This window comes from Pectobacterium carotovorum (genome assembly GCA_016415585.1).
GTDB classification, from domain to species: domain Bacteria; phylum Pseudomonadota; class Gammaproteobacteria; order Enterobacterales; family Enterobacteriaceae; genus Pectobacterium; species Pectobacterium carotovorum_K.
In genome coordinates, this window is sequence record CP066552.1 from 842,605 (window position 1) to 857,800 (window position 15,196).

13 protein-coding genes and 1 riboswitch are annotated in these 15,196 nt (G+C 50.9%); of the genes, 6 read left to right on the forward strand and 7 right to left on the reverse strand.

Annotation, left to right across the window (positions count from 1 at the left end):
• Nucleotides 1–10: 10 nt before the first annotated feature.
• Nucleotides 11–107: riboswitch (TPP riboswitch) on the reverse strand.
• A 37-nt stretch (nt 108–144) separates the two neighbouring features.
• Nucleotides 145–1,803: an HTH-type transcriptional regulator SgrR gene (sgrR, locus tag JFY74_03710; protein QQG29179.1), complete on the reverse strand. Its 1,659-nt coding sequence runs from the start codon at nt 1,801–1,803 to the stop codon at nt 145–147.
• 90 nt (nt 1,804–1,893) lie between these two features.
• Here sgrR and JFY74_03715 point away from each other — a divergent pair, with 90 nt between their 5' ends.
• The gene (locus JFY74_03715) at nt 1,894–2,058 is read left to right on the forward strand and encodes a glucose uptake inhibitor SgrT (protein QQG29180.1); all 165 of its coding nucleotides are present in this window, start codon (nt 1,894–1,896) and stop codon (nt 2,056–2,058) included.
• A gap of 145 nt (nt 2,059–2,203) precedes the next feature.
• Here JFY74_03715 and JFY74_03720 read toward each other — a convergent pair whose 3' ends face one another.
• The gene (locus JFY74_03720; protein ID QQG29181.1) at nt 2,204–2,764 is read right to left on the reverse strand and encodes a hypothetical protein; all 561 of its coding nucleotides are present in this window, start codon (nt 2,762–2,764) and stop codon (nt 2,204–2,206) included.
• Between the two features lie 29 nt (nt 2,765–2,793).
• Nucleotides 2,794–3,021 (reverse strand): hypothetical protein, encoded by a 228-nt coding sequence (locus JFY74_03725; protein QQG29182.1) that lies wholly within the window; start codon nt 3,019–3,021, stop codon nt 2,794–2,796.
• Nucleotides 3,022–3,710: 689 nt separating this feature from the next.
• Between JFY74_03725 and JFY74_03730 the strand changes: the two genes are divergently transcribed.
• From JFY74_03730 to JFY74_03745, 4 genes are all read left to right on the forward strand, one after another.
• Nucleotides 3,711–5,330, forward strand: a complete 1,620-nt coding sequence (locus JFY74_03730; GenBank protein QQG29183.1) for a Tar ligand binding domain-containing protein — start codon at nt 3,711–3,713, stop codon at nt 5,328–5,330.
• Nucleotides 5,331–5,553: 223 nt separating this feature from the next.
• The gene (locus tag JFY74_03735) at nt 5,554–6,390 is read left to right on the forward strand and encodes an AraC family transcriptional regulator (GenBank protein ID QQG29184.1); all 837 of its coding nucleotides are present in this window, start codon (nt 5,554–5,556) and stop codon (nt 6,388–6,390) included.
• Between the two features lie 302 nt (nt 6,391–6,692).
• Nucleotides 6,693–7,427: an AzlC family ABC transporter permease gene (locus JFY74_03740; protein QQG29185.1), complete on the forward strand. Its 735-nt coding sequence runs from the start codon at nt 6,693–6,695 to the stop codon at nt 7,425–7,427.
• Nucleotides 7,424–7,735, forward strand: coding sequence for an AzlD domain-containing protein (locus JFY74_03745; protein QQG29186.1), 312 nt, complete (start codon nt 7,424–7,426; stop codon nt 7,733–7,735). Before JFY74_03740 ends, JFY74_03745 begins: the two co-directional genes overlap by 4 nt.
• A 256-nt stretch (nt 7,736–7,991) precedes the next feature.
• On the opposite strand, the gene leuD is transcribed toward JFY74_03745, so the two are convergent.
• From leuD to leuA, 4 genes are read right to left on the reverse strand one after another with little or no spacing between them, the layout of a single operon-like run.
• Entirely contained in the window at nt 7,992–8,594 is a 603-nt protein-coding gene (gene leuD, locus JFY74_03750; protein ID QQG29187.1) for a 3-isopropylmalate dehydratase small subunit, read from the reverse strand.
• A gap of 13 nt (nt 8,595–8,607) precedes the next feature.
• Nucleotides 8,608–10,008, reverse strand: coding sequence for a 3-isopropylmalate dehydratase large subunit (gene leuC, locus JFY74_03755; protein QQG29188.1), 1,401 nt, complete (start codon nt 10,006–10,008; stop codon nt 8,608–8,610).
• A gap of 2 nt (nt 10,009–10,010) precedes the next feature.
• Complete coding sequence (gene leuB, locus JFY74_03760) at nt 10,011–11,102, reverse strand: 3-isopropylmalate dehydrogenase (protein QQG29189.1); 1,092 nt, start codon at nt 11,100–11,102, stop codon at nt 10,011–10,013.
• On the reverse strand, nt 11,102–12,700 hold the full coding sequence (gene leuA / locus JFY74_03765; protein ID QQG29190.1) for a 2-isopropylmalate synthase: 1,599 nt from the start codon (nt 12,698–12,700) through the stop codon (nt 11,102–11,104). The genes leuB and leuA overlap by 1 nt, the downstream gene beginning before the upstream one ends.
• Before the next feature lie 410 nt (nt 12,701–13,110).
• Between leuA and JFY74_03770 the strand changes: the two genes are divergently transcribed.
• Complete coding sequence (locus JFY74_03770) at nt 13,111–14,916, forward strand: long-chain fatty acid--CoA ligase (protein QQG29191.1); 1,806 nt, start codon at nt 13,111–13,113, stop codon at nt 14,914–14,916.
• The last annotated feature ends 280 nt before the right edge of the window (nt 14,917–15,196 follow it).

Below are 15,196 nucleotides of genomic sequence, written 5' to 3' on the forward strand. Positions count from 1 at the left end.
TGAGGCAGCAATAAGCCGCACTCTCAAATCCCTTCGCCGGTATTAACCGGATCAGGTTCGACGGGTATCTTCTCAGCGAAAAATTTTCCGCACCCCGTTGAGAACGGCACATTGTAAAGGGTTAAGTCGGGCAGTGAAAGGCTCTCAGCGTTCCGGCGGCGCAAACCAGGCGGATTTAAAATCAAACCAGCCCAGCATATTCATCCTGACGCCGCGCATACTGCGCTGCCCTTGAAGTTGCAGCCAGTGATGCAACAGCGGATACAGTTGGCCGCTATCGATCAGTTTTTCACACCATTCCGCCATCGGCAGCGAGTGATTACGCCACTGCTGCGCGTCCGCATGTAGATCGTCATCCAGACAGTGCTGCACCAGCGGGAGTTCGTAGAGCATCGCAAACAGGGAGAACTCGAGCGGTAAATAACAATTCACGCTGCTAAACCAGATATCGCTCTCGGCGTTGCCTTGATACCAGTCTTCATAGCTGACCGTCTGGATATGCAACGTGACGCCGTGCTGCGCCAGTAGCGTACGCATAATCTCGCTTAATATTCGGTATTCAGGGTGTGCCTGATAGAACGTGAGTGTGACTTCAGTCAGCCCTTTTGGAAGGGATTGCGGCACATCGGGATGGTGATGGTGCCAGCGCGGCAGTAGGCTGTAGGCCGGTGACCAGTCACGCTGGTTGCTGGTATTGGCGTGGTTGAGTAGCGAAATCGGGTTAAATACCTGCCTGAGCCACTGCTGCGCTTCCGGTTGTGATGCTAACGGCGAACGCTTGTCGAACAGCAGGAAATAGCCGCCTTCTTCCATCCGACTTTCCAACTGTTCGTGACGAGAATTGTCAGACTGGAGTTGGATGGACACCGGCATTTCCTCCGGTTCGTCCGGCAGGACCCAGATATTGACCTCATCAATCAACGCCCGATAGCCAAAATAATCATCGAAGGCGCGGATCTTCAGTTGATTGCTGTTATTACGCACGACGGCGTAAGGGCCGGTGCCAATCGGGTGTTGGGCAAAATCCGGTAGCGTTTTCCACTCTTGCGGCAAAATCATGGCGTGCACGCTGCCTAATAGCCACGGCAGCCATTTATCCGGGCTGTTTAGCTGGATATCGATCACGAATGGCATCGGCGACGTTACGGCTTCAATATGAGAAAAGAGTGGAAGCGGAATAAGACGAGAGAGTGACGTGGTGATGTCATCCATTGTGAGCTCGCGCCCATGATGAAAGCGGATGGCCGGGCGCAGATAGAAGCGCCAATGCAGGGGAGAGATCATCTGCCAGTGATGAGCCAGGTCGGGTTCAATTTCCCCATTTTCCTCATTTATATTGGTGAGTCCGCTGAAAATTTGCCGGGCAATGTGCATCTCTGAACGCCGTAGCGCAGAGCCGGGCAGTAAATTGCGTAAAGGACGGTAATAGAGGATGCGCAGAATATGTTTCCCCTGCCGGAAACTCCGCCCAAGGTGGGCAAGTAGCATCTGGCGCACCGCCTCCTTGTCACCCATCAACTGAACCAGTTGTTCAATGCGATCCTGTTCCAGCAAATCTTCGGCACGTTGTTGCTGTAGCGCCAATCCGGTACACACAAAGGAGAGCTGCGAGCGTTTTCCTCTTCCGGCTTCGGCTTGCCAAACAAGCCAGCCTTCTTGCTGCATCGTGTTCAGCAGCGAACGGATATGGCGGCGTGAGCAATTCAATACACCAGCCAGCTCTTGCAGCGTGGTGTCGGTAGTTTGTCCCTGAAAATGTTGCCACAGGCGGATGAACTGTTGCTGCAATCGAGGAGAAGACATAAAAGAGGAACTCCTTGCACTAAAGTCATCAATTTATCTTTCCCTATATTACGTCGATACTTTCCAACAAGGAAAGAGAGGGGGTGGCTTATGGTAATTTCCCGTTTGTCCCAGTTCTATCGAACCTACTTATCGACCTGTCAAGCGAAGTGGTTACGATGGATGTCTACCCAACAGCGCGTTGCATTACTGCAACAGGCGACGCAGTGGCACCTGAAAGACATGTCCGACGACGAATATCGTCATTGGCTCTAGATGGTGTGAGAAAAAGAATTCTGAGTAATGGTGACGTTTCACCAGCCAGCGAGTTTTTTCGCTGGTTTTTTTTATGGTGTTTACCTGTATCTCTTTTTGGCTGCCGCGGACGATTTGCATGGTAAGGAGATATTAGCGGCAGTGTTCACGTAATGATTTGTTCACGTAATGGCATACCTTCACTTAGCAATGTGCAATAACGTGCTAATTCGTCCTGCTGACGGGTATTGCGTATCTGCAAGGCCAGATTAATCGTGGCAAGTTCCTGAGCATTGTCGGCTAATTCTTGTGGTATTTTTTTTTGTTTGGCCAGCCAATCGGCAACATCGCTCCATTCCCACAGCGGTGATGTACCGCGTAAGCGCTGGACCGGAGAGGGGAAATCACCTGCACCACGTTTTCCGTCTTTGAGAAGCGCAATCGCCTGACGAGACAGCGCGGACAAGGCCGCGATGTCACTGATCCCAACCCAGGCTGCATCGACGGAGTGGACTTTGGCTTTGATGCTCGCGGATTCAATATCATGAATAGCGCTAATGACTGCGGTAGAAAAACGCGGGCTTTCTCGATCAAATTCGAGATAGACGGCACTGCCATAGAAGCAGATCAAGGCATCGTCGCAGCCGCTGGTAAAAAGCGCATCTTCCAGCCCTGCTGTGTCTGCGGAAACGCCCGATAGCGTGAGAGAAAAGTGATACGTTGTCATAAATTACCTCGGTAAGCTGTGTGTGTCTTCTATTGTTTTAGTATTGCCTGACAGCTATCGACGTTGCGGCGGATTTGCTTTGCGTGATTTTCCGGGACTGATGACGTGGACCAAATACTCATCATATGGGTACTGTGATCCGGCGTGCCGCAGATAAGTCTGCCAAATGCATGCCCGTTGCTGGGATAAAAACGCCAGCCCTGCGCTAATGCGTATTCAATGGCTGCCTGAACATGCTTGTTTGGGTGTTTTTTCATCGCGATATAGGGTCATGGTAAATTCATGTGTTGACGGTTGTCAACGATGGTGTTGATCGAGAATGAAATATACCTACTTATTTAGCTGACATTTAAACGGCGTGAGCGGCCTGCGCGCGGCTTCGCAAAAGCAAATTAAAGAAGAAGACTGGAGAGGAAGCATGCCCGCAGAGAAAGACACCGGGCATGCTTACGGCGGGTTACTCCACCGATTTTAGACGGGCGACAAAGTGCCGAAGCTCGAGGGCATAGGTGAATGTTAATCCGGGCGTGTCGTAGCGTGATTTTTTTATATTCCGAATGACGAAGTAATAAATCAATCAGTAATGTTGAATGTTAAAGCGTATTTATTTTCAATAAAAAAGAATAACTCCGTTAATCTGTTTTTTCTCTTATAATTAATATTAATGTAAGAATAATGACTAAAATAATTCACTAATTTAGTGTAATGATTTTCATTCTAAATTGTTTTTTGGGGAAACTATTTTAGTTGAAATTATAGGCGGTTTTTTGTGATGGCGGTCCTATGAATAAAATTATTTTTTATAGTCCACTGTTTTTTATCTTGTGTTTAACGCACATTGTTACAACCTTTAAATATTATGTAACATGTAGCGGCGTTTTATTTTTTCTTGTTTACCAGCAATTTACTTCACAGCAATTTTTTGAATAACTCGACGGATGTAAAAATGAGCGATGTTCCTTATCAGTCAATAGCGATTTACGAAAAACCAGAACCTTGGCATGCTGCACCCGGCGTGCACAACATCAAACTGACACCCCTTTTTGTCGTTGTTTTTTCTGGTGTTTTACTACTTTTTGCCTTGGCGGTTTCCACATCGTCCTATTTTCTTAAGCAGGCTGAACAGTCGTTAAATAGTTCGACGCTGGAATTGAATGTTCGAATGGAACTTGTTGATAGTGCTAATCATATGCGTGCGGCGCGTATGAATTTGCTACATGCTGTGAATCACTTACGTAATGGTCTTACTGATAACTACAATGCGAGTATGAAAGCGGCTGAAGAACGCCTGTCGCTGTCTCAGCAAATGTTTAATGGCTATCAAAATAGGTCGGTTCGCGCTGATGTTGAACTCGCCCGCGATAACGAATTAAAAGCGCGCTATGGCGATTATGTTGAACGCGGTATTAAACCTATGTTTGACATAGCGAAGAAGGGCAATGTGGAAGAACTCAATGCGTTTGAGTCGACGACCCTGTCTAAATTGGATGATGAATATGATGTGCCGTTGAAGGCGTCCTATCTTTATCGGGTTGAGATGGCAAAAAATATTAATGTGACGGCTGAAAGGCATTCCACTCTGGGCTATACGCTCATGATAGGTGCCTTTATTCTGGCGATCGTATTAACGGGCATGACGTTCTTATTAATTCGTCGAGTCATTATTAACCCAGTGCAGTATTGGGTGTCGCGCATACAGGCAATCGCGCACGGAGATTTAACGAGCGCGAGTGTAGATGTCGGGCGGAATGAAATCGGTATTTTGGGGAAAAACATCCAGCAAATGCAGGACTCGCTCTCCGAAACGGTTGGCTCGGTACGCGACAGCGCAGAGTCGATTCACAGCAGTTCGACGAAAATTGCCGTCGGTAATACGGATTTGTCTGCACGAACTGAACAGCAGGCTGCGGCGTTGGCGGAAACGGCGGCCAGCATGGAGCAACTTACGGCTGCGGTGAAGCAGAATACCGATAATGCGCATCATGCAAGCGTTGTGGCGACGGAGACCTCAACCAAAGCGGTGAACGGTGGCAGCATTGTTGAACAGGTTGTGGGGTCTATGGCGGATATCGCCAAGAGTTCAGATAAGATTTCTGAGATTATCGCGCTCATTAACGGGATTGCATTTCAGACCAATATTCTGGCGTTGAATGCGGCGGTTGAAGCAGCGAGAGCGGGCGAGCAGGGCAAAGGCTTCGCGGTAGTTGCAGGAGAAGTGCGTAATCTGGCACAGCGCTCGGCTAACGCCGCAACGGAAATTGCAGCACTGATTAAAGAATCCGAAGCCAGAGTGACAGAGGGAACGACGCTGGCATCCGAAGCGGGTAAAGCGATGGCCGAGATTGTGGCTGAAATTAATAACGTCACCCGCATCATGAATGAGATTGCGCTGGCGTCTGATGAACAGAGCAGCGGTATCAATCAGGTGTCGTTAGCGATATCAGAAATGGATCGGGTCACGCAACAAAACGCAACGCTGGTGCTGGAGGCTTCCTCGTCTGCCGCCTCGCTGGAGCAGCAGGCCGAGCGATTGAATCTTGGCGTTTCCCGGTTTCATCTGATGTGACCCGGTTGGTAAAAAGCCAAGAGCCGTAAAAAGACAAGAATGTATCATTAATGGCCAGCGGCTTTGTCGCTGGCTTTTTTTGCAGTTTTTTCCAGCATGGGGATGTGAATCCGCTTCTGATAGAATCAGTGAACAGGTACGCTGTTTCTGGCTATCTATAAAGAAGTATGCAGATGTCGTTTCCGCCAGAGCAATTTTGTACAAATGATAAGAGGGTTAACGCGTGCAGAAAAAGCCGGTAGTGCAAGAGCAGACACATTTCAGGCATCTGGAAGCATTAGGTGGTCTGGATATGTTGCAGGCGCAGTACTATCAGCAGCGCTTTCCTCGCCATGTGCATGATACGTATTGTATCAGCGTGATTGAGCAGGGGGCTCAGCGTTTTTATCGTTCCGGTGCAGAGCATGTCGCCCCCAAAGGTGACATTATTCTGGTGAATGCTGACGATGTACACACGGGGAGTTCCGAGGTAGAAACAGGCTGGGCCTATCGCGCCATTTATCCACATCCCGATCTTTTTCGTTCGATTAATCAGGATCTTCAACGCTCGAAGGATTCCATTCCGTGGTTTCCCGACGCTGTTGTTCACGATCCAGGACTGGCAGATCAGTTGCTCATGACGTTCAATATGCTCGCTCAGCCGGGCAATATGCTCTTGAAAGAAACGCTGCTGTTGTCGTCATTAACCTGGCTGACGATGCGCTATAGCAAGACGCGCCTGACGCCACAGATACTGCCCGTTGCGACCCAAAATATACTGAATGTTAAAGCGTTTATGGACAGCTATCCTGAGAGAGAACTGGCTCTCGTTGAATTAGCCGCGCTGGCTGAACTCAGTGTGTGGCACTTCTTGCGACAGTTTAAAGCGGTGGTGGGGATTACGCCTCACGCCTACTTGATTCAGGCTCGCCTGCACAAGGCTAAGGAATTATTGCGCAAAGGCGATGCTATCCTTGATGTTTCCGTGTCGTGTGGTTTTACCGACCAGAGCCACTTCCATCGCCATTTCAAAAACTCGTTGGGGCTGACGCCTGGCGAGTTTGCTAAAGGCAACGCATAGCCCGTCATACTTCAAGTTGCATGTGCGTTGGCTGCGCTTAAATACTCGGCTCGTCGTGGGCCTCGCCCTGAAGGGCCGCTGCAAGCAGCGTTCAAATCTGCTCCCGGCAGATTTGTCACCCGAATCACTTACCTGAGTAAGCTCATCGGGATTCCTTTCCTTGCCGCCTTCCTGAAACTCGAATTATTTAGGGTATTAATAGGCTTTCCCTCTATTCCGAGGTAAGCAACTTTATCCAATACTCTTAAAAAACGGTTTGTTAGTTTTCCGCTATCGATTTATTTATGGTAGTGCAATGTTATATGGAAAACACCGTAGCCCGTTCATCGTCTGAATCAAAATACACCGTGAGTCCGTGGAAGCATTTTATGACCGGCGTGGTTGAAATGCTTCCGCTCTGTTTGTCCGTGGTGCCCTGGGGCATTCTGGCCGGTTCTATGGCTATTCAATCGGGATTATCCGTTGGGCAAAGTATCGGGATGTCCGCGATTATTTTCGCGGGAGCGGCGCAACTCGTGTCGCTTGGGTTGCTTATGTCTGGGGCGAATGTTGCGACGCTATTAATTTCCGTTTTTTTTATCACCGCACAGCACCTGATATATGGCCTGACGCTGCGTGAATATGTTTCAACGTTGAAATTAAGAAAACGGCTTCCTATCGGGTTTTTATTATCGGATGAGCTTTTTGCACTTAGTGAAAAGAAAGACAGGAAGAACAACGTTAGCACCAGCTATTTAATCGGTGCGGGTTTCACCTTTTATATTTTCTGGAATATTTTCAGTATTCTTGGCGTGGTCATGGCGTCATCTGTGCCCGATTTGGATAAGTATCACCTTGATTACTCTATCGTTGCCACGTTTATCACCATCGTTGTACCGATGATAAAGAAGATCAGCACCTTCTCTGGCGTCCTGTTTTCTCTGCTGCTGTCGATGCTATTGAGCTATTTCAAGGTAGAAGGTGCCATTGCTATTGCCGGTGTCGGCGGCATGTTTTTCTCTGTTCTCATCGCATCTGTGCTTAAGGAAGAAAAATGAGCTGGTTATTGATATTCGTTCTGGCAGGGATCGTGTTTTTTAATCGCTATATCTTTCTTGAACCCGCGGTGCCGGTAAAAATCCCGGTTTTACTCCATCGGGCGTTAAAGTATTCAGCACCTTGTTTACTCACTGCGATTTGCGGACCGATTATTTTGATGGACCACGGCGTTATTCGCGCATTTCCTGATAATCCGTATTTTCTCGGCGCGATAGTGAGTGTCGTGATTTCATTCTTTATCAGAAATATAGTGGTTGCGGTCCTCTTGAGTATGTTGGCTTTTTATCTCATTGCTGGGTTGCTGTAATCCACGTCATTCTTCCAAAAGAAAAAGCCCGCAATAAAGTGCGGACTCAGACTGTTGACAAACCTATTTGCCGAACGAAAACGGGAGTAACGGAATAGAAGAGTAAAGCGTTTGCGCCATGGATGGCGCAAGCCGAGCGCACAGGGATGTGTTTACAGCGTCTTTACGATCTATCCGTTACTGCCGCTCAATGAGCTTTGTTAGCCCCCAAAGCCCGCAAGGAAGCGCGGGCTTCGGGCTATCCGTAATACTTTAATCAGTTCAAAAAGGCTGGCTGATTCTTTTCATACTCGGTGATAGACGCTTCGTGTTGCAGCGTCAGGCCGATGCTGTCTAACCCGTTGATCATGCAGTGACGGCGGAAGCTGTCGATTTCGAACGGATAGCTTTTGCTGCCCGCCTGAACGACCTGATTTTCCAGATCTACCGTGAAGGTAATACCTTCTTGCCCGTCAACCAGCTTGAACAGCTCGTCCACTTCTTCATCGCTCAACTTCACCGGCAGCAGCTGGTTGTTAAACGAGTTGCCGTAGAAAATATCAGCGAAGCTTGGGGCGATAACGACTTTGAAGCCGTAATCGGTCAGCGCCCACGGTGCGTGCTCACGGGAAGAACCGCAGCCGAAGTTTTCCCGCGCCAGCAGGATACTCGCCCCTTTGTAATGCGGCTTGTTCAGCACAAACTCAGGGTTGGGTTGTTGGCCCGCATCGTCCAGAAAACGCCAGTCGTGGAACAGGTGTTGGCCGAAACCGGTACGCGTCACCTTTTGCAGAAACTGCTTGGGAATGATGGCGTCGGTATCGACGTTAGCGGCATCCAGAGGAACCACCAGACCTGTGTGTTGGGTAAATTTAGCCATGTCGGTTTCTCTCTTAATTCAACTCGCGGACGTCGGCAAAGCGACCCGTCACTGCCGCTGCCGCAGCCATTGCCGGGCTGACCAGATGGGTGCGACCCGCGCGGCCCTGACGGCCTTCAAAGTTACGGTTGCTGGTTGATGCACAACGCTCGCCGGGGTTCAGGCGGTCATTATTCATCGCCAGACACATAGAACAGCCCGGTAAACGCCACTCAAAGCCCGCCTCGATGAACACTTTATCCAGCCCTTCCAGCTCCGCCATCGTTTTTACCGGACCGGAGCCAGGTACGACGATAGCCTGAACGCCAGCGGCAACTTTGCGCCCTTTGGCGATTTCTGCTGCTGCGCGCAAATCTTCAATGCGCGAGTTGGTGCAGGAACCAATGAAGACTTTATCGATCTTCACGTCGGTCAGTTTAATGCCGGGTTGCAGATCCATATAGGCCAGTGCTTTGGCCGCGGAGGCGCGTTCTACCGGATCGCTGAAAGAGTCAGGGCTAGGGATTTCCTGATTGACGGCGATAACCTGACCGGGGTTAGTACCCCAGGTAACCTGCGGCGCGATCTGCGCGGCGTCCAGCGTGACGATCGTATCGAACTGCGCGTCATCATCGGATTTCAGCGTGCTCCAGTACGCAACAGCGGCATCCCAGTTGGCATCTTTCGGTGCAAACTGGCGGCCTTTCAGGTAGTTGAAGGTTGTCTCGTCCGGCGCGACCAGACCTGCTTTCGCACCCATCTCAATCGCCATATTACACAGCGTCATGCGGCCTTCCATGCTCAGCGCACGAATAGCTGTACCGCAGAATTCAACCACATGACCGGTGCCGCCTGCGCTACCGGTTTTACCGATGATCGCCAGCACGATGTCTTTCGCGGTGATGCCGTGTGGTGCATCGCCGGTGACTTCAATCTTCATGGTTTTAGCGCGACCCTGTTTCAGGGTTTGCGTTGCCAGCACATGTTCCACTTCCGACGTACCGATACCGAAAGCCAGTGAGCCAAACGCGCCGTGCGTTGCCGTGTGTGAGTCACCGCAGACGATGGTCATACCCGGCAGCGTCATCCCTTGTTCAGGGCCGATAACGTGAACAATGCCCTGATACGGGTGGTTCAGGTCATACAGTTGAACGCCGAATTCTGCACAGTTCTTGATTAACTCCTGCATCTGAATGCGGGCCATCTCGCCACTGGCGTTGATGTCTTTGGTTTGCGTGGACACGTTGTGGTCCATGGTCGCGAAGGTTTTCCCCGGTTGACGAACCTTACGGCCCATCGCTCGCAGGCCGTCGAAGGCCTGTGGGGAAGTCACTTCGTGTACCAGATGTCTGTCGATATACAGCAGCGGCGTTTCGTTCGGCGCTTCATGAACCACGTGCGCTTCGAACAATTTTTGATATAACGTCTTACCCATGGTTATGCCCCTTGCGCGACAAAACGCGCAATCACGTCGCCCATTTCATTGGTACCGATCGCGCTGCCGGTGCTTGCCAAATCGGCGGTGCGATAGCCTTCAGCCAGTGCGGTATTAACGGCTTTTTCGATCGCCTCTGCGGCATCGTCTGCACCCAGGCTGTAGCGCAGCAGCAGTGCCAGCGACAGAATCTGTGCAATCGGGTTGGCAATATCTTTACCAGCGATATCTGGTGCGGAACCGCCAGCAGGTTCGTACAGGCCAAAGCCTTGCTCGTTCAGGCTGGCAGAAGGCAGCATGCCCATTGAGCCGGTAATCATGGCGCACTCGTCGGACAGAATGTCACCGAACAGGTTAGAACACAGCATCACGTCAAACTGAGACGGATCCTTAATTAACTGCATCGTTGCGTTATCGATATACAGGTGAGACAGCTTCACATCGGGATAGTGCTGTGCGACTTCGTTGACTATCTCGCGCCACAGAATCGAGCTTTGCAGCACGTTGGCTTTATCGATAGAGGTCACGATGCTGCGACGCTTGCGAGCGGATTCAAACGCGATGTGCGCGATGCGCTCAATCTCGAAACGGTGATAGACCTCGGTATCGAAAGCGCGCTCATACTGACCGCTACCTTCACGACCTTTTGGCTGGCCGAAGTAGATGCCGCCCGTCAGTTCGCGGACGCACAGGATATCAAAGCCCTTCGCGGCGATATCACTGCGCAGCGGGCAAAACGCTTCCAGTCCCTGATACAGGCGAGCAGGACGCAGGTTGCTGAACAGTTTGAAGTGTTTACGCAGAGGCAATAACGCACCGCGCTCCGGCTGCTCTGCCGGTGGCAGGTGTTCCCATTTCGGGCCGCCAACGGAACCAAACAGAATCGCATCGGCCTGCTCACAACCCGCGACGGTCGCCTGCGGCAGCGGCGTGCCCTGACGGTCAATGGCGATGCCGCCAACGTCATATTCGCTGGTGGTAATGCGGATGCCAAAACGCTGACGTACCGCATCCAGTACTTTATGGGCCTGTGCCATTACTTCTGGGCCAATGCCGTCTCCGGGTAAAACGGCGATATGGTAGCTCTTTGTCATCACACTGTTTCCTGACTGTTTTGTTGTTTGCTATCGTTTTGTTGTTGGTTACTGTGCTGCTGCAGACGTTGAATTTCTTTTTCTACCTGCTGAGCACGTTTGATGTTGTTTAATACATTTACCATTGCCTGCGCGGAAGATTCAACGATATCCGTTGCCAGACCGACGCCGTGGAAACGACGCCCTTGATAGTCCGCGACAATATCAACCTGACCCAGCGCATCACGGCCCTGACCTTTGGCGGTCAGTTGGTATTTAACCAGCGAAACTTGATAACCCGTAATGCGGTTGATCGCCTGATAAACGGCATCCACCGGGCCATTGCCTGTCGCGGCTTCTGACTGGATTTCTTCGCCGCAGATCAGTTTGACAGAGGCGGTTGCCATCACGCTGGAGCCGGACTGAACGCTGAAATAATCCAGATGGTAGAACTCAGGCTCTTCCTGCTGACGGCTGATAAAGGCCAACGCTTCCAGATCGTAATCAAAGACCTGACCTTTCTTATCCGCCAGTTTCAGGAAGGCAGAGTACAAATCGTCCAGATTGTAGTCGCTGTCCTGATAGCCCATCTCTTCCATGCGGTGTTTCACCGCCGCGCGACCAGAACGGGAAGTCAGGTTCAACTGTACTTCTTTCAGGCCGATGGATTCCGGCGTCATGATTTCGTAGTTTTCACGGTTCTTCAGCACGCCATCCTGGTGAATACCAGAGGAGTGGGCGAAGGCGTTGGCACCCACAACCGCTTTGTTGGCAGGAATGGGCATATTGCAAATCTGGCTGACCAGCTGGCTGGTACGGTAGATTTCCTGATGATTGATGTTGGTGTGCACATTCAGGATGTTATGGCGGGTTTTGATCGCCATGATGACTTCTTCCAGTGAACAGTTACCCGCACGTTCGCCGATACCGTTCAATGTGCCTTCTACCTGACGAGCACCTGCATGCACCGCTGCCATGGCGTTGCCGACGGCCAAGCCCAGATCGTCGTGAGTGTGAACAGAAATGATAGCTTTATCGATGTTGGGAACGTGTTGGTACAGAGAGGCGATGATATTGCCGAACTCATGCGGCATGGTGTAGCCGACGGTGTCTGGGATATTAATCGTGCGAGCACCGGCGTTGATGGCGGCTTCAACCACGCGACACAGGTCTGGGATTGGCGTACGACCCGCATCTTCGCAGGAAAATTCAACGTCGTCTGTGTAGTTACGCGCGCGTTTGATCATGTAAATGGCGCGTTCGATCACTTCATCCAGCGTGCTGCGCAGCTTGGTGGCGATGTGCATCGGTGAGGTCGCGATAAAGGTGTGAATACGGAAAGCTTCTGCGACACGCAGCGCTTCTGCGGCGACATCGATGTCTTTCTCAACACAGCGGGTCAGGCCACACACACGACTATTTTTGATGTTGCGGGCAATCGTCTGAACGGATTCAAAGTCGCCGGGAGAGGATACAGGAAAGCCAACTTCCATGACATCAACGCCCATACGCTCCAGGGCGAAGGCAATTTGCAGCTTTTCTTTTACACTCAGACTCGCCTGTAAAGCCTGTTCACCATCGCGTAATGTGGTATCAAAAATAATGACTTGCTCGCTCATCGGTTTAGTTCCTTGTCGTGTCTACTTGTACTTAGCGCTCGGCGAGTAAAAAAAAACCCGCGCATCGGCGCGGGTTTTTGTATCGTGTGGCGAGAAACTTAGTTCTGAACTCTGCCCACAAACCTACCGCGCAAGAAGGATGCGTTTAGTAGTAGGCCTAGTAGGACAGTAAAGTTGAACATGGTGTCTCGTCATCTGAAATTCGGTGTTCCTTTATTGGTACGCGATTACCAGGGTTATGTCAACTGTTGATTGGTGTGACATGCGTCAAGTAAACCAGCGATAGCCTGCGCCGAATGAACGAAAGATCGTTGCGGTTTTGAACAATGACGGTAGACTGCACGCCAAATAATGTACAGCTGTACGCTGAAATGCTGTCAAATTCTTCCCCCTTAGAAATTCTTTTACAGATGAATAATCATTTACAGCCATACCATGTGGTGCACCGGGTCCAAGATCAAATCAATCACTGCGCAGGCCGTATTACGTTGCGCGAGTGGACGCCTGCGGGCGAACAGCAGCTCACCTGGACACAGGCCGGGCAGCGCATTCAGCGCATTGCCAGCGCGCTCTTAGCGCTGGGGCTGGATGTTCAGGAACGGGTTGCGATTTTCTCTCATAATTCAATGAACTGGTCGCTGGCCGATCTGGCATTGCTGCACCTGCGGGCGATTAGCGTGCCAATCTATGCCACGAATACGGCGGCACAGGCGGCATTCATTATCAATGATGCGGACATCCGTACGATATTCGTTGGCGGTCAGGAACAGTTGGATGCGCTGCTGGCGCTGCGCGATACCTGCCCACAGCTGCGAAACATCATCGTGATGGATGAAGGTGTTAACCTGCGCGGCAGCGACATTGTGCAATCGCTGCGCGAGTTTGAAGCGCAGGCGGTAGACGATTTCTGGCGTGAGGAATGGCAAACGCGCATCGACAGCCGCGATCTCAACGATCTGTTTACGCTGATTTATACCTCTGGCACCACTGGTGAACCGAAAGGCGTCATGCTGGATTACACCAACATGGCGATGCAGTTAAAGCTGCACGACGATCGTCTGGATATGTCAGAAAACGACGTATCGCTCAGTTTCTTGCCGCTTTCTCACGTATTTGAGCGCGCATGGAGCTTTGTCATTATACACCGTGGCGCGCAGAACGTGTATCTCAGTGATACGAATCTGGTGCGTGCCGCGATGCAGGCGGTGAAGCCTACCGTGATGTGTGCCGTACCGCGTTTTTATGAGAAAGTTTACAGCGCAGTCCATGAAAAAGTGGCGCAGGCACCGTGGTATCGCCAGTGTCTATTTAACTGGGCTCTTGCGCAGGGGCAACACGCTTTTCTGGCTAGCCAGGCCGCGAAGAAGGGTGGTCTTTTCCGCCGCGTGATGCATCGCTATGCAGACCGACTGGTGTTAGGGAAACTGCGCCAACTGCTGGGGGGCGAGATTCGCTTTATGCCAGCTGCGGGCGCGCGATTGGATGACAACATCATTCTGTTTTTCCGGTCGATTGGGATTCGCATCATCTATGGCTACGGCATGACTGAAACCTGTGCGACGGTTTCCTGCTGGGAAGAAGGCCGCTTCCGCTTAGGTTCTATTGGTACGCCGCTGCCGGGCATTGAGGTCCGTATTGGCGAGGAAAAAGAGATTCAGGTACGTGGTGCGACCATCATGCGGGGCTATTTCCACCGTCCGCAGGAAACCGCAGAAACCTTTACCGAAGATGGCTGGTTGAAAACCGGCGATGCGGGGGAACTGGATGCCAACGGTAACCTGTTTATTACCGAACGATTGAAAGATCTGATGAAAACTTCGGGCGGTAAATATATCGCACCGCAGCATCTGGAAGGCACGCTGGGGCAGGATCGCTTCATTGAACAGGTTGCGATTATTGCGGACACGCGTAAGTACGTGTCTGCGCTGATTGTTCCCTGTTTCGAGGCGCTGGAAGAATACGCTCACTCCATCAATCTGAAGTACCACGATCGCCTGGAGCTACTGCGCCACAGCCATATTATTGAGCTGTTCGAGCAGCGTCTGCGGGAGATGCAGAAAGAGCTTTCCCGCGTTGAGCAGGTGAAGAAATTCACGCTATTGCCTGTGCCGTTTTCGATGGCGGAAGGGGAATTGACGCCAACGCTCAAGCTGCGCAGAAAGATCATCAACCAGCGTTACCAACTGGAAATTGATGCGATGTACGCAGAGTCTTGATGCTGTCGTAGGCCGAGAAGCGCGTTTCCTGAAAAGAAATGTGATTTTCGGCCTCAATATTTCACTCTGTAATTTGTGGCCTTTATGGACGATCTCTCAGGTCTGAAGGTTCCCAGTTAGTATTTTATCTCAGTTCCTTTTTCCCCCACGTTCGATTTCCCCTAGGCCTGATTAAGGGCGGTGGTTTTTTGCCGTTTGTCTGCGCCATAATCTGGCGTTATGTTAATGGGTTATTAGCAATCCCTATAATATTTCGTATTCTTGTCTATCCGTCATACTT

What these genes read in the sequence shown, in the direction of transcription:
- JFY74_03715 (QQG29180.1), top strand. Translation starts at nt 1,894, where the DNA reads ATGGTAATTTCCCGTTTGTCCCAGTTCTATCGAACCTACTTATCGACC.
- JFY74_03725 (QQG29182.1), bottom strand. Translation starts at nt 3,021, where the DNA reads ATGAAAAAACACCCAAACAAGCATGTTCAGGCAGCCATTGAATACGCA.
- JFY74_03745 (QQG29186.1), top strand. Translation starts at nt 7,424, where the DNA reads ATGAGCTGGTTATTGATATTCGTTCTGGCAGGGATCGTGTTTTTTAAT.
- JFY74_03740 (QQG29185.1), top strand. Translation starts at nt 6,693, where the DNA reads ATGGAAAACACCGTAGCCCGTTCATCGTCTGAATCAAAATACACCGTG.
- JFY74_03720 (QQG29181.1), bottom strand. Translation starts at nt 2,764, where the DNA reads ATGACAACGTATCACTTTTCTCTCACGCTATCGGGCGTTTCCGCAGAC.
- JFY74_03730 (QQG29183.1), top strand. Translation starts at nt 3,711, where the DNA reads ATGAGCGATGTTCCTTATCAGTCAATAGCGATTTACGAAAAACCAGAA.
- sgrR (QQG29179.1), bottom strand. Translation starts at nt 1,803, where the DNA reads ATGTCTTCTCCTCGATTGCAGCAACAGTTCATCCGCCTGTGGCAACAT.
- JFY74_03770 (QQG29191.1), top strand. Translation starts at nt 13,111, where the DNA reads ATGAATAATCATTTACAGCCATACCATGTGGTGCACCGGGTCCAAGAT.
- leuA (QQG29190.1), bottom strand. Translation starts at nt 12,700, where the DNA reads ATGAGCGAGCAAGTCATTATTTTTGATACCACATTACGCGATGGTGAA.
- leuD (QQG29187.1), bottom strand. Translation starts at nt 8,594, where the DNA reads ATGGCTAAATTTACCCAACACACAGGTCTGGTGGTTCCTCTGGATGCC.
- leuB (QQG29189.1), bottom strand. Translation starts at nt 11,102, where the DNA reads ATGACAAAGAGCTACCATATCGCCGTTTTACCCGGAGACGGCATTGGC.
- leuC (QQG29188.1), bottom strand. Translation starts at nt 10,008, where the DNA reads ATGGGTAAGACGTTATATCAAAAATTGTTCGAAGCGCACGTGGTTCAT.